At 42.9% G+C, this 14528-nt stretch carries 10 protein-coding genes; 6 read left to right on the top strand and 4 right to left on the bottom strand.

Going from position 1 to position 14528, the window contains the following annotated elements:
• Positions 1–19 precede the first annotated feature (19 nt).
• The 5 genes from mrdA (at position 20) to AC5RDS_RS11990 (ending at position 9713) form a co-directional block, all read left to right on the top strand.
• A complete protein-coding gene (gene mrdA / locus AC5RDS_RS12010; RefSeq protein ID WP_013611051.1) occupies positions 20–1891 on the top strand; it encodes a penicillin-binding protein 2 in 1872 nt (623 codons plus the stop codon).
• Positions 1892–1901: 10 nt separating this feature from the next.
• Complete coding sequence (gene rodA / locus AC5RDS_RS12005; protein WP_013611052.1) at positions 1902–3323, top strand: rod shape-determining protein RodA; 1422 nt, start codon at positions 1902–1904, stop codon at positions 3321–3323.
• Positions 3324–3444: 121 nt separating this feature from the next.
• A complete protein-coding gene (gene hutI / locus AC5RDS_RS12000) occupies positions 3445–4698 on the top strand; it encodes an imidazolonepropionase (protein WP_118103047.1) in 1254 nt (417 codons plus the stop codon).
• 43 nt (positions 4699–4741) lie between these two features.
• Positions 4742–6442: a glutamate formimidoyltransferase gene (gene ftcD / locus AC5RDS_RS11995; protein WP_013611054.1), complete on the top strand. Its 1701-nt coding sequence runs from the start codon at positions 4742–4744 to the stop codon at positions 6440–6442.
• Between the two features lie 625 nt (positions 6443–7067).
• The gene (locus AC5RDS_RS11990) at positions 7068–9713 is read left to right on the top strand and encodes a calcium-translocating P-type ATPase, PMCA-type (RefSeq protein WP_013611055.1); all 2646 of its coding nucleotides are present in this window, start codon (positions 7068–7070) and stop codon (positions 9711–9713) included.
• A 184-nt stretch (positions 9714–9897) separates the two neighbouring features.
• On the opposite strand, the gene AC5RDS_RS11985 is transcribed toward AC5RDS_RS11990, so the two are convergent.
• Positions 9898–10788, bottom strand: a complete 891-nt coding sequence (locus tag AC5RDS_RS11985; RefSeq protein WP_013611056.1) for a hypothetical protein — start codon at positions 10786–10788, stop codon at positions 9898–9900.
• 474 nt (positions 10789–11262) lie between these two features.
• Here AC5RDS_RS11985 and AC5RDS_RS11980 point away from each other — a divergent pair, with 474 nt between their 5' ends.
• Positions 11263–11904: an NUDIX hydrolase gene (locus AC5RDS_RS11980; protein WP_013611057.1), complete on the top strand. Its 642-nt coding sequence runs from the start codon at positions 11263–11265 to the stop codon at positions 11902–11904.
• A 50-nt stretch (positions 11905–11954) separates the two neighbouring features.
• Here AC5RDS_RS11980 and bioC read toward each other — a convergent pair whose 3' ends face one another.
• The 3 genes from bioC to AC5RDS_RS11965 are packed head-to-tail and all read right to left on the bottom strand — an operon-like array spanning position 11955 to position 14521.
• Positions 11955–12707, bottom strand: a complete 753-nt coding sequence (gene bioC / locus AC5RDS_RS11975; RefSeq protein WP_013611058.1) for a malonyl-ACP O-methyltransferase BioC — start codon at positions 12705–12707, stop codon at positions 11955–11957.
• Positions 12708–12713: 6 nt separating this feature from the next.
• Positions 12714–13367, bottom strand: coding sequence for a DUF452 family protein (locus tag AC5RDS_RS11970; RefSeq protein WP_118103053.1), 654 nt, complete (start codon positions 13365–13367; stop codon positions 12714–12716).
• Positions 13358–14521, bottom strand: a complete 1164-nt coding sequence (locus AC5RDS_RS11965) for an aminotransferase class I/II-fold pyridoxal phosphate-dependent enzyme (RefSeq protein ID WP_493711193.1) — start codon at positions 14519–14521, stop codon at positions 13358–13360. Before AC5RDS_RS11965 ends, AC5RDS_RS11970 begins: the two co-directional genes overlap by 10 nt.
• Positions 14522–14528: the final 7 nt, after the last annotated feature.

The raw sequence follows: 14528 nt of genomic DNA, 5'->3' as shown, positions 1-14528 counted from the left end.
AATTCCCGGTTAGATTGTTATGAACAAATACACACATCGGAAAACAGTTATCTCGGCTATCATTATCTGTGTTTGTTGTATTTATATCATCCGCTTATTTTATATGCAGGTGATAGACGATTCATTCCAGATAAAAGCCATGATGAACTCTCAACGAATTGCGACTCAATATCCGGCCAGAGGATTGATTTTTGACCGGAACGGTAAATTATTGGTAGAAAACCAGCCGGCATACGACCTCATGGTGATTCCCCGTCAGGTGAAAGATTTCGATACAACCGAGCTGATCACTATTTTGGGTATAGATAAAGATATGCTGATTAAAAATATGGTCAAATGCCGGAAATACTCTCCTTTCAAGGCTTCTGTCCTGATCTCTCAGATCACGGCCAACAAATATGCCGTATTGCAGGAAAAATTACACAAATATCCGGGATTTTTCATGCAGACCCGAACATTACGAAAGTATAACGTTTCCCATTCTGCCGATGTCTTCGGATATATCGGAGAAGTCAGCCAAACTTTGGTCGAACAGGACAGCACCTACGCTCCCGGTGACTATATCGGAGTCAACGGACTCGAAAAAAGTTATGAAAATCTGCTGAGAGGTACGAAAGGGGAACAAATCCTACTGGTTGACAATTATAATCGTGTAAAAGGCTCTTACCAAAACGGTCTATATGATAAACCCGCTATCGTAGGACAAAATCTCACGACAACGCTGGACATCGACTTACAGGAATATGCTTACCAGCTCATGCGAAATAAGAGAGGCGGAATCATCGCTATGGAACCCTCGACAGGTGAAATCCTACTGAAAGTTTCCAGCCCCGGCTACGATCCCCAACTGATGATCGGCCTGGAAAGAGGTAAAAATTATAAAAAATTGAATCAGGATCCCAATAAGCCTCTGTTCGACCGTACCGTTTCAGGAGCTTATCCTCCCGGTTCTACTTTTAAAACACTGCAAGCACTGTATGGTTTAAAGGAAGAAGTCATTACCCCTGAAACTTGTTTCGAATGTTACGGGAAAGCTAAGACAGCTATCGGAGGGATCCGGATGGGATGCCACAATCACAATTCTCCCCTGAATCTGTACCAGGCTATTCAGCAGTCTTGTAATCCCTATTTTGTAAATGTGTGGCGAAGGATACTGGAAAATCGGAAATACGATAGTGTTCGGGATGCTTACATCGAATGGAGAGATTTTATTTGTTCCTTCGGTTTAGGTGCGAAGATATGTCCTGATTTCTCCAATGAGATCAGTGGTTCAATTCCCACTCCTCCGCTATTCGATCGCAAATTCCGGACTCAGGATTGGCGCTGGAGTTATATTATGTCTCTTTCTATCGGACAGGGAGAGTTGGAGCTTACTCCTTTGCAGATAGCCAATATGGCCTGTGTATTGGCTAACCGGGGGTATTATATGACTCCTCATATCGTACGTCCGATCGAAGGGGCGAACAATCAGGTCGAGAAACATACGGTCGACTGTGACCGGAAATACTTCGATATCGTCGTAGAAGGTATGGCGATGGCAGCCAGCAGCGGAACGGCCCGCGGGGCTTCTATCGATTCGGTAGTCATATGCGGTAAAACCGGGACAGCTCAGAATCCGCATGGAGAGGATCACTCCATTTTCATGGCCTTCGCTCCTAAAGACAACCCTAAAATTGTGATCGCTATCTATATTGAAAACGGAGGATTCGGTGCCCAATATGCAGTACCTATCGGAGGACTGATTATGGAGAAATACCTCAAGGGCAAGATCGCTCCCCGCAAAAAAGCAATTGAGGAAAGAATGTTGAACTCTAATCTGATTATCCCGGAAACTCCGAAGAAAGAACAGCATTTGAAGACAGCAGAAGAAAAGCAAAACGAAGAAGATTAATCTTGGAATTATGAACAGGCAATCAGAACTTTTGAAAAATATAGACTGGCTCTCCATTTTCTTATATACCCTCCTGGTTTTTATGGGATGGCTGAATATCTATGCGGCTGTATACGATGAAAGCCACAGCAATATTTTGGATATCGACCTGAAATACGGAAAACAATTGTTGTGGATCGGGGCTGCCTTCGTATTGGGTATTTTTATCTTACTTACCGACAGTAAATTTTTTACCGCTTTTTCTTTTGTGATCTATGGACTGACGGTCGGACTTTTGGCCGCCGTACTGGTCTTCGGGGTAGAATCCCATGGAGCCCGTTCGTGGTTTGAAATCGGAGGTATCCGGATACAACCGGCCGAATTCGGAAAATTCGCTACTTGTCTGGCTATTGCGAATGTAATGAGCAGGCATGGTTTTAAAATCATGCGCTTTTCAAGCCTGGCATTGATCGGTTTGTTATTGGCTATTCCGGCCGGTTTGATTGTCTTGCAGAACGATACCGGTTCTGCACTGGTATACAGTTCGTTTATCCTTGTAATGTATAGAGAAGGTTTACATGGTTCACTTCTATTATTATGTTTTATAGCTATAGCTATTTTTATATTCACCCTGATCTATCCCCCCATCGTCGTATTATCTCTGATTATTGCAGGGACGTTGATAGCCTTCCTGTATTACCGTCAGAATAAACAGGAATTTTATCGGATCATTATTTTCCTGGTAAGCTGCTTCCTATTTTTATTATTTTTGAAGTGGTTATTTGAATTCAATATCGGAAATGAAAGATTATTATTGTACGCTTATTTATCGACCGGTTTGATCGGTATTTATTTTATATATAAGCGTAAGATGAAGCATATACTGCTCGTTTTACTGGCTTCCTGGGTTTGTATCGGAGCGACGGTAGGTGTCGACTATGCTTTCGAAAAATTACAGCCCCACCAGAAAGACCGGATCAATAATTTATTGGGGATAGAAACCGATTTGACCGGAGCCGGTTATAACGTCAATCAATCTAAAATTGCAATAGGTTCAGGAGGCTTATTAGGAAAAGGATTTCTACAGGGTACCCAGACCAAATTCAATTTTGTTCCCGAACAAAGTACCGATTTTATATTCTGTACAGTCGGCGAAGAATGGGGTTTTGTCGGTTCGGCCATACTGATCGGACTACTTATGGCCTTTATTTTAAGAATTATTTACCTGGCGGAACGTCAGCGTTCGGATTTTTCCCGCATCTATGGATACGGGGTAGCCAGCATTTTATTCTTTCATGTGGCGATCAATATAGGAATGACGATCGGAATGGCTCCCGTCATCGGCATCCCCCTGCCTTTTTTCAGCTACGGAGGTTCTTCCCTTTGGGCATTTACTATTTTGATCTTTATCTTTTTACGTCTGGATGCCAACCGCCTTCAGGTATTCAGTTAAGCGGCGAACATCTGCCGGGTAAAATCTTCGGGCACAAACGTTTTAAATATATCTTAAAGCGCGTTTTTATTCGTTTTTTTTAATATTTTCGTGCGGCTATAAACATTAAAAAGTACGAAAGATGAAAACACTCATTCTGAACATAAAACAGCTGGTACAAACGGAACTATCTCCCCGCAAATGGGTTGCAGGTAAAGATATGGCCCGGTTAGGTATCCTGGAAAATGCTTATTTACTTGTTGAAGAAGATAAAATTGCCGGATTCGGAAAAATGGAGGATTTAAACCGGGAGGCTGTCTATGCCGGCGGGGATATCGTCAAGGAAATCGATGCAACCGGCCGTTTGGTCATGCCCTCTTATTGTGACTCTCATACTCATCTGGTTTATGCCGGAAGCCGTGAAATCGAGTATATCGATAAAATCCGTGGTCTTTCTTACGAAGAAATAGCCAAACGCGGAGGCGGTATTCTCAATTCATGCGAAAGGATACGTAAAGCTTCTGAAGAAGAGCTTTTCGATGCAGCCTATGACCGGATTCAGGAAATCGCCGGTTTCGGTACAGGTGCAGTCGAAATAAAAAGTGGTTATGGGCTGGATACCGAAAGCGAATTAAAAATGTTGAGGGTGATCCGCCGTTTGAAAGCCGAAACTCCCCTATTGATTAAATCGACTTTTTTAGGGGCACATGCCGTACCTTTGGAATATAAGGGCAGACAAACAGAATATGTAGATCTTATTATCAACGAAATGATCCCAATGGTCGCTGCCGAAGAATTGGCCGATTACATCGACGTATTTTGTGACAAAGGTTTCTTCACTGTCGAAGATACCGACCGGATGCTGAATGCCGGAATGAAATACGGATTACGTGCGAAGATACATGCCAATGAACTCGACTACTCGGGTGGTGTGCAAGTCGGTGTGAAATACAATGCAATTTCTGTCGACCACCTGGAATGTATGGGAGAAGAAGAAATCGCCTGTTTATTGGAAAGCGAAACTATGCCGACCGTATTGCCCGGAGCCGCTTTTTTCCTGAATATGCCTTATTCTCCCGTCCGTAAGATGATTCAGGCCGGTTTACCGGTAGCTTTGGCTTCCGATTATAATCCGGGTTCTTCTCCTTCCGGTAATATGAAATTCATTATGTCCTTAGGATGTATCAATTACAAAATGTTACCTGAAGAAGTGATCAATGCGACGACTTTAAATTCGGCCTATGCGATGGGAGTTGAAGAAGAAGCAGGGAGTATCGCTGTCGGTAAACTTGCCAACTTTTATATAACGACTCCTATTTCGGGCATCGAATACTTACCCTATGCCTATACGGCTGATTTAATAGAAGCGATTTTCTTAAAAGGAGAACAATATTAATTGAAATCGACTGAAACATACTTAAAATTAAAGTTTATATACCATGAAAAAATTAATTGAATGCGTGCCTAATTTTAGCGAAGGAAACGACATGCATATCATCGATCAGATCACCGATGCCATGAAAACCGTTGAAGGAATCAGTGTTATCGATGTCGATCCCGGTAAGGCGACCAATCGTACTGTGGTGACTATGGTTGGAGAACCCGAACCGATTTGTGAAGCAGCTTTCCGGGCAGTCAAGAAAGCCGCCGAATTAATCGATATGACCAAACACAAGGGAGCTCATCCCCGCTTCGGAGCAACCGATGTATGTCCATTGGTGCCGGTTTCCAATATCACGATGGAAGAAACCGTGGAATACGCCCGGAAATTAGCCGAGCGTATCGGCAAAGAGCTGAATATCCCGGTATATTGTTACGAAAGTGCTGCTTTTGTTCCGGAACGGAGAAATTTAGCTACTTGCCGGGCCGGAGAATATGAAGCTTTGGGAGAACGTCTTTCCAGTGAACAGTGGCATCCGGATTTCGGTCCCCGTGAACTGAATAGCTGGACTGCCAAGACCGGAGCTACAGCAGTCGGTGCCCGTAATTTTCTGGTCGCTTATAATGTTAACCTGAATACCACCTCTACTCGCCGGGCCAACTCGATCGCTTTCGATGTACGCGAACGCGGAAGGGTGAAACGGGAAGGCAACCCGATCACCGGTAAAAAAGTATTGGATGAAAAAGGAAAGCCGGTGATGATTCCGGGGAGCCTGAAATCTGTAAAAGCGATCGGCTGGTTTATAGAAGAATATGGAATAGCTCAGATCTCTATGAACCTGACGGATATTTCCGTGACTTCCATGCATGAAGCCTTCGACGAAGTTTGCCGTAAGGCTGCCGACCGGGGCATTCGGGTTACCGGTTCCGAACTTGTCGGTGTACTTCCGTTAAAAGCGATGTTGGACGCCGGTCGGTATTTCCTGCGTAAACAACAACGTTCTACGGGGGTATCCGACAAAGAGCTGATCAAAATAGCCGTCAAATCATTGGGATTGGACGAATTATATCCTTTCGATCCGAAAAAGAAGATCATCGAATATATTCTCGAGGAAGAAGCTTCGAAAGGTAAGAAAAAACTGGTAGACATGACTTTAACCGATTTTGCCGACGAAACGGCTTCTGAATCTCCGGCTCCCGGTGGGGGGTCGATCTCTGCCTATATGGGGGCCTTGGGTGCCGCTCTCGGTTCGATGGTCGCCAACCTCTCCTCACACAAACGGGGATGGGACGACCGTTGGGAAGAATTTAGCGATTGGGCTGAAAAAGGAAAAGTATATCAGACTGAATTGATCAAACTGGTGGACGAAGACACCAATGCTTTCAATAAGATCATGGATGCTTTCAGTTTGCCTAAAAAATCCGAAGAAGAAAAAGCTGCCCGGCAGAAAGCTGTTCAGGATGCCACCCGCTATGCTACCGAAGTACCGTTCAAAACGATGAAACAATGTTACGAATGTATGTCTGTAGCCAAAGCTATGGCTGAAATAGGTAACCCGAATTCCGTAACGGATGCCGGCGTAGGTGCATTGGCAGCACGCGCCGGAGTCATGGGAGCATTTCTGAATGTAAAAATCAATGCAGCCGGATTGGAAGATAAGGAATTTGCAGCTCAAATCATACGCGAAGGTGAAGCTATCGTGGAAAAAGCCAATGAACTGGAAGCTGAAATTTTGAAGATTGTAAATTCAAAAATCTAAGTTCCCGATCTATTGCTATGTTATATAAAATCGTTTAGCCGGGCCACCGGTTAAACGATTTGCTTTTTTTATCACAGACTTTCTTACTTTCGATCGATTTTTCCGGATAGCAGGATAAAATATCGGGGGTTTTGCTTTATCTTTGCGTACGTATGACAAAGCAGAATTTAATAGTTAGAGAGATTTCAGGGATAACAAGGGTTTCAGAAATTAACCGTTGTGACTGTTGTCATTGGAAAAGGTACTTCTTTGGGGGGATACTGGTCGTTATCCTTACTGTTTTCCAGCAAGGAGCCGATCAGGAACCGATCTCTTTTGCCGGCCAGTATCCCGGAATCGAGACTGAATTTATTGCAGATTATACCCTGTATGGGGAGGACGACGAAAATTGTATCTGTCCATCCAGTTCGCGCAACCGGAAAAATCTATTACACTCTGTTGCTGAAAAATATCATTTTTCAACTTGCTTTTCTCCTGCGGGAGAAAGGAAAATAGTTTTTACACGTTTCTGCCCTATTCCCATATTGCGTTCTTTTTTATGCGTTTATAGAATTTGAAGTCAGCCAATGCAATCAAAAAGATTATTTACGAATGGAAGAATTAAAATATACTACACACAGCTAAAATGGAAACAAAACATTATTCCGGCTTGAACGATTCAGAAGTGCAGCAAAGCCGCAAACAATTTGGAGAAAATATCATCACTCCACCTCCGCATACTCCTTTGTGGAAACTTTTCCTTGAGAAATTTAAAGATCCGATTATCCGTATATTGTTGGTAGCAGCCGTCTTGTCGCTGATTATTTCTATCATGCACAATGAATATGCAGAGACGATCGGTATTTTCTTCGCTATATTTCTGGCTACCGGAGTCGGTTTCTGGTTCGAAATGGATGCCAATAAAAAATTCGAATTATTGAACCAGGTCAATGATGATATACACATAAAGGTTCTTCGCAATGGAAACATACACGAAATACCTAAACGTGAAATTGTAGTCGGCGATATTGTCGTACTCGAGACCGGAGAAGAAATTCCCGCTGACGGAGAATTGATCGAAGCTATTTCTTTGCAAGTGAACGAATCTACCCTAACGGGCGAACCGGTCATCGATAAGACTACCGATCCTGCCGATTTCGATCCGGAGGCTACCTACCCTTCCAACAAAATCATGAGGGGTACCACTATAGTCAACGGGCATTGTGTCTACAAAGTAGAAAAAGTAGGTGACGCTACAGAATTCGGAAAAGTGGCCCAAAAATCTACAGAGATCAATCACGATAAAACTCCGCTCAGCAAACAACTGGAAGGCCTGGCCAAGTTTATCAGTATTATCGGTTTTACAGTTGCCGGGGTTACTTTTGTCGGATTACTTACAAAAGATATTATAGCCGGAATTTTCACTGCCGATACGATCTTCACTTTAGAAACGGCAGGAAGGATTTTGAAATATTTCATGGTTGCAGTCACTCTTATCGTTGTATCCGTCCCGGAAGGCTTACCGATGAGTGTTACACTAAGTCTTGCATTAAGCATGCGTAAAATGCTAAAGACGAACAATTTGGTACGTAAGATGCATGCCTGCGAAACGATGGGAGCCACAACCGTTATCTGTACAGATAAGACAGGAACCCTGACTCAAAATCAAATGCAGGTTTATCAAACCCGGTTTTACGGTTTGCCGGACCAAGAACTGCAACAGGATAATCGCCTTCAGGTATTGATCAAGGAAGGGATTTCCATCAATTCAACGGCCTATCTGGAATACGGTAACGATCAGATCAAGACCTTGGGAAATCCGACCGAAGCCGCTTTATTACTTTGGCTGCATCAGCAGAAGATCAATTATATGGATTACCGGGATAATACTGAAATTTTGGAACAATTGACCTTTTCTACCGAACGGAAATACATGGCAACCCTGGTCCGCTCCGTGCTGGAGGGAAAGCTTATTCTCTATCTGAAGGGAGCTCCCGAAATTGTATTCGCCAAATGTAAACAGGTAGAAACCCCCGCAGGTTTAGTTCCTGCACAAGAATATCATGCTACTGTAGAAAAAGAATTGCTGGACTTTCAGAATCAGGCGATGCGTACATTGGGATTTGCCTATAAGCTAGTAGATTCTGCTTCAGAAGGCGAGATCGAAGCTATCGCTCAGGAAGATTTTATCTTTTTAGGAATTGCGGCGATTTCCGATCCGGTACGTCCGGATGTCCCCGCTGCAGTAGCCAAATGTTTGAATGCGGGAATCGATGTAAAGATTGTCACCGGAGATACTCCGGCAACCGCCCGGGAAATCGGACGGCAGATCGGTATTTGGAAATCCGAAGATTCGGAGGAACAGATTATCACCGGAGTCGACTTTGAAAAATTGCCGGACGAAGAAGCGGCGAAACGGGTTTTGAAACTCAAAATAATGTGTCGTGCCCGCCCTACCGACAAACAACGTCTGGTCGAACTGCTGAAACAATCGGGAGCAGTCGTAGCTGTAACCGGGGACGGTACAAACGATGCACCGGCATTGAATCATGCCGATGTGGGACTTTCCATGGGCTCCGGAACCTCGGTGGCTAAGGAAGCCAGTGATATTACTTTATTGGATGATTCGTTCAACAGTATTGCTACAGCCGTAATGTGGGGACGTTCGCTTTATCACAATATCCAACGTTTTATACTGTTTCAGCTGACGATCAACTTATCGGCTTTGCTGATTGTACTGATCGGTTCGATGTTCGGCCGGGAATTACCCTTGACTGTAACTCAAATGTTATGGGTGAACATGATCATTGATACATTCGCAGCAGCTGCCCTGGCTTCTCTCCCTCCCAACCCCAAAGTAATGAATGAAATGCCCCGCAAATCGACAGATTTTATCATCAGTCCCAAGATGCGGAATTACATCCTGGGGATAGGACTTTCGTTTACGGTATTGCTGCTCGGCCTGATGTATTGGTTTACCATAAACGACGGAGTCATGTCCCGACACGATCTGTCTGTATTTTTCACAACTTTTGTGATGCTACAGTTCTGGAATATGTTCAATGCGAAAGCTTTTCTTTCTCATGGCTCTGCATTCAAGAATTTAAAGGACAGTACCGGTTTCCTGATCGTTATGTTTATCATTCCCATCGGGCAGTATTTGATTGTACAATTCGGAGGAGAGGTATTCCGTACCGTTCCTTTAAGTTGGAAAGACTGGGGGATCATTGTCGGTTTGACTTCGCTGGTACTGTGGATCGGTGAAATCCTCAGATTGATGAAGAAACAATGAGTCATAAGTCCATTTTCTGGCAAAGCCAGAAAAAGATAAGGCTAACCTTCGGTTAACCGACGAGTGCCTTGCTGATTGGCGGAACCAGGTTCAGGATTGAAAGTCAGAACCGAAAATCCGCCAATCCGCCAGGACCTCAGTTCAAATGATTTATAAACTAAATCTTATCGTCCCGATCAAGTCTTCACTCCTTCGATAAGTCACTTTTCTCTTCCTGGGAATTCTCGCGGGATTTCGATAAGGTCTCTAAGAATTTGATCCTTTCCTTACAAAATTTTTTGATTACTTTCTCTGTTTTGCAGGTAAAAGTCAGACAGCGGGTCAACAGATCGGAGTTGACGGTATACGGATAGCTGAAGCGGGTTTTATAACTAAAAGATTGCAAGCGTCCGAATAAAGTCCATTCGGTCAATTGTCCGTCTCCATACCACAAGGCAGCAATTTCTTTCGTACAGTATCTGATTTTCAGGTAAGTCGTCACCAGATCTTCTCTCCCTTCGGCCAGAAAGCCATAATGTACCATATTTCCGGCCCGAAGAAATTGGACGACAGCCTGATACAAATAATAAGCGGCTAAACGGGGAATACCACCGTCGATATGTCGCTGTGCATCTTGCAGAAAAGCTCTTCCTAAGGCCAGACACTGATCGGAAAGGCCGACAATTTGCTGATAAGAACGGGTCGGTTTATAAGCGACAGACTCTTTTAAAATACAATTTTCACTCTCATACAACAAGATCCCCTCTTTTCTAATTGCATAGAAAAAATAACTTAAAGAAGTGCGATGATGAATAAATTCAGCTGTAAAAATATGAAGGGACAGATTCTTCTCCTTCCGGTTATCAAGCGGATAATGAGTCTTTAAATATCCGACCAACTCCCTAACCGTCAGCGTCGGTTTTTCCTCCATGATAACAAGCATTTCATACCCTTTCAAAGCGTTATGAAAGTCCATACCTGCATAATAACCGAACAAAATAACCATCTGAGGATGAATATACTCACAAATAAGATCTGTTAGCTTGTGGAGTTCTTCCATGTTCTGACAAGCTGGTACCATTGGAATTGTCTTCATAACCGTTAAGTTTTTAATTAGAGAAATTTTACAATTACCCCGTCAAATCTCTATATCATCCAAATCCGGAATATATACACATAAAAAATCGGCCCTTGAACTGATGGGGTGCCAATAATATTTTACAAAAAATTACCAGGTTTTTCACCTGCCCCATCAGCCAAGAACCGAATATTTAAAGCAGCAGGCAACCGAATGCCTGCTACGTTAATCAACAGTCCTAAACTGCTTTGTAAAATATATTGGCATTACAAAGATAGGACAATTTTTCATTATATCCATATAAAATTGGAATAATTTTCATATTTATTTCACCAAGCTATCGTTTAACAGGTTAAAGATAAGTCTTTTTTATTTAAATCGCCATTATTTTTATTTATAATTTTGTATTTTCGGATAGTTTGTCCAATTTAAAACACATGTTTCTTATCTTATATCTTTATTTCTTATCTTTGTCAAATCAGTAATAGAAATATGAAAACCAGAAAAATCAGAACTGCTTTATATAATGTCCTTCCCGGAGAAAAAGCACATGCTCTCATGGCTCCTCGCCCGAAGTATATCGAAGGAATCGAAGGCGTACATCCCTGTCCTCCTGTCAATAGTGCCATCCTTGCCTTAATCGTTCCTTTTGAAAACGAATTGGCCCTTCCTCTCATCAAACGGGTAAACCGGGGAAAATATCATGGCGGACAAATTGCTTTTCCCGGTGGAAAGATGGAAAAAGAAGATGCCGATGCTTTACAGACAGCTTTACGGGAATGTCACGAAGAAATAGGAGTACCCGAAGAAAAAGTGTCTATCCTGGGAGTATTGAGCGATATCTATATTCCTTTGAGCAATTTCAATATTACTCCGATTGTCGGGACAACATTACAATTACCTGATTTTATCTTATCCCAGGATGAAGTGGAAAAAGTCATTTTAGTAAAATTAAGGGATCTTTTCGATGACCGGAATAAAACCACACACTCTTTTGTACGACACGATCATAAAATTATTGCACCGGGATATAAGATCGGAGAGAATTTTATTTGGGGAGCCACTGCAATGATTATTGCAGAATTAGAGCAATTAATGAAAACCAATACTTTCAATCATTTAGGAAAGCTGTAAGGCTATTTTAGCATTGCAATTGGGGCTGTAGCCGAATTGCAATGCCAGATTTATTTTTTCCGGCATACCAGATAAAGGGGATGATAGCTCAGCGGACAATACCCGTCTGTCAGGAAACGGATTTTGTAGTCTTCACAAAACTCGTGAAGACGTCCTTTGGTCCAGGCTGTCGGTAGACTGGTTGCATTCACTCCGGTTTTCTTTACATGCCGAAGAATATCCAGGGGATCGGAAAATTTTAGCGTATGTATCTGCTCTTCGGTATACAATATATCGTATTCTGAAGACAACCAGGCACTTAATTCCCCTATAGAACGATATTCCAGTCCTTGTCCGGTTACAGCTTTCAATTCTTTAAAATTATTCTTCCCGAAAGTACTGAAAATCAACCATCCGTTTGTATTAAGATGAGCTGCTAATTTAGCAAAAGTAGCCCGGGGATGAGCCAGCCATTGAAAAGTCGAAGCAGAAACGATCAAATCGAATTTCCCGGTCAAAGGTATTTGTTCGATATCCCCGTTCAGCCCGTGTGAGACAGGCAACTGGCATCTGTCTATCGTTTTCCGGCACATCTGCTCGACCAAATCATTCACCCAAAATTGCTGATCCTCCCAAAGCCGGTTGATTTTTTCGGATAAGAGTCCGGTGCCACACCCGATTTCCAAGGTCCGGGAAGAATAAGGTACATATTCCTGTAATAATTCTACCAGGCGCTGTACAATCCATTTCTGAACGGTTGCATTATCTTCATAGCTATCGACGCTCCGTCGGAAACGGCATTCTATTTCAGTCTTATCGATCATACTTTGCTATTTTTCTAAAATTTCTCTCCAACTCCGAAACCGATAAAACGGATAATGTCCGCCGGGTAAAGAAACGGCAGGAATCCCTTCTTTCTTACACCAGTTCAATTGATTCTGTGCAGGAAATACCGAGTCTTTTTCCGAAATGTAACTTTTATCCCAATTCAGTTTTCCTTTTACACCAGAGCATAACTCCCGTATACGACACAACTCTTCGCATACTTCTTCGATTCCACGATTCGGTTTTTGTCCGCTGAATTTCCGGCATTCGTCAGCCCCATCGAGCATCCTCAGAAAGAACTTTTCCCGTCCTCTCTCATTCATTCCTTTTTCTGTAAGCTCATAAATTTTGACCGGAATTCCATATTCATCGTCGACCGGACGTGTAGTTCCATTCAATGCGACACATCGCTCCGGTTTCATTTCAAGCCTGGAGATTACCCGATCTGCGGCCCACACTCCCATCGACCAGGCGACCACATAAATGCAGCGGTAATACCCTAAATCCGGAAAAGCAAAATCTAACGAACGGTAATCATAACACATCAGCACATCATCTTCCATTTGCAGATGAGATACACCGGCAGCATCCATTCCCCAACCATGGAAGAAAACGATCACCCGATCGGAACCTTTTTTGTTCAACCACTCTATTCGCATACCAGACACTCCAAAAATTCAAATAAACAGCCGTAGTCTTCAATTGGAATAGAAGCATTCAGGGAGAAACGGATACGGGCTTCATTTTTGGGTACGGTCGGATACCGCACCGGCAAAACAAAAAATCCGTTATCCCGAAGTAATTCCGACATTTCTATACTACTCTCATTAGAACCACATACCATAGGTACGATATGAGAGTCGCCCCGGGTTTCGAATCCTTTTTCGACCAATACCTGCCGTAACTTCGAAGCAATTTCGGCCAATTTGATCCGAAGATCGTAAAAATCGGGCATCCGGTTGAGAATAAACCGCGTCCACGCCACATTTACAGGAGGCAAAGCCGTTGTAAAAATCAGGCTTCTTTGCGTATTGATCAAATAATCGCGAAATACTTGTTCACACACGACAAAAGCTCCCATCGAAGCAAAAGCTTTTCCAAAAGTACCGACGATAAAATCGATATCTTCCATACAAGCTTGTTCTTCACAACAACCTAACCCATTCGTCCCCCTTACTCCTACGGCATGTGCCTCGTCTACATACAAAAAGGCGTCGAATTCCTTCTTTATTTCACACAATTGTTGTAAATCCGACGTATCTCCATCCATACTAAAAATAGACTCCGTAACGATGAATACATTATCATATTCCTCCCGGTGCTGGGTCAGTATACTTCGCAAATGTTCGTAATCCAAATGTTTGTATCTGATCATCTGAGCCTCACTCAACCGCAATCCGTCGATAATACTGGCATGCACCAATTTATCTGCAACGATCAGATCCCGCTTATTGGTTAAAGCAGGCAAAATTCCGATATTGGCATGATAACCCGAATTGAATACCAAGGCTGCCTCTTTATCGTAAAGATCGGCTAAATCGTCCTCGAGCATTTTGTAATAAGGATGATTTCCGGATAATAATCTGGAAGATACAGCACTGTATGGTAAAGCCATAACATCTGTCTCTTCACGGAATTCTTCAATCAGGCGTGGATTAGACGATAAGCCCAGATAATCGTTCGAAGACAGATTCAGCATCTCACGTCCGTCGTCGTGGATCAGAAAACCGTTGTGTTCGATTTCCCTCAGGATCCGGTAATTACCGGATTCTTTTATGGTTTCTAATTTGTGATAATAACGCTCTTTATTCATTTTGTAT

Source organism: Odoribacter sp. (assembly GCF_985060555.1).
This window is presented reverse-complemented; position numbering and strand designations above follow the sequence as displayed.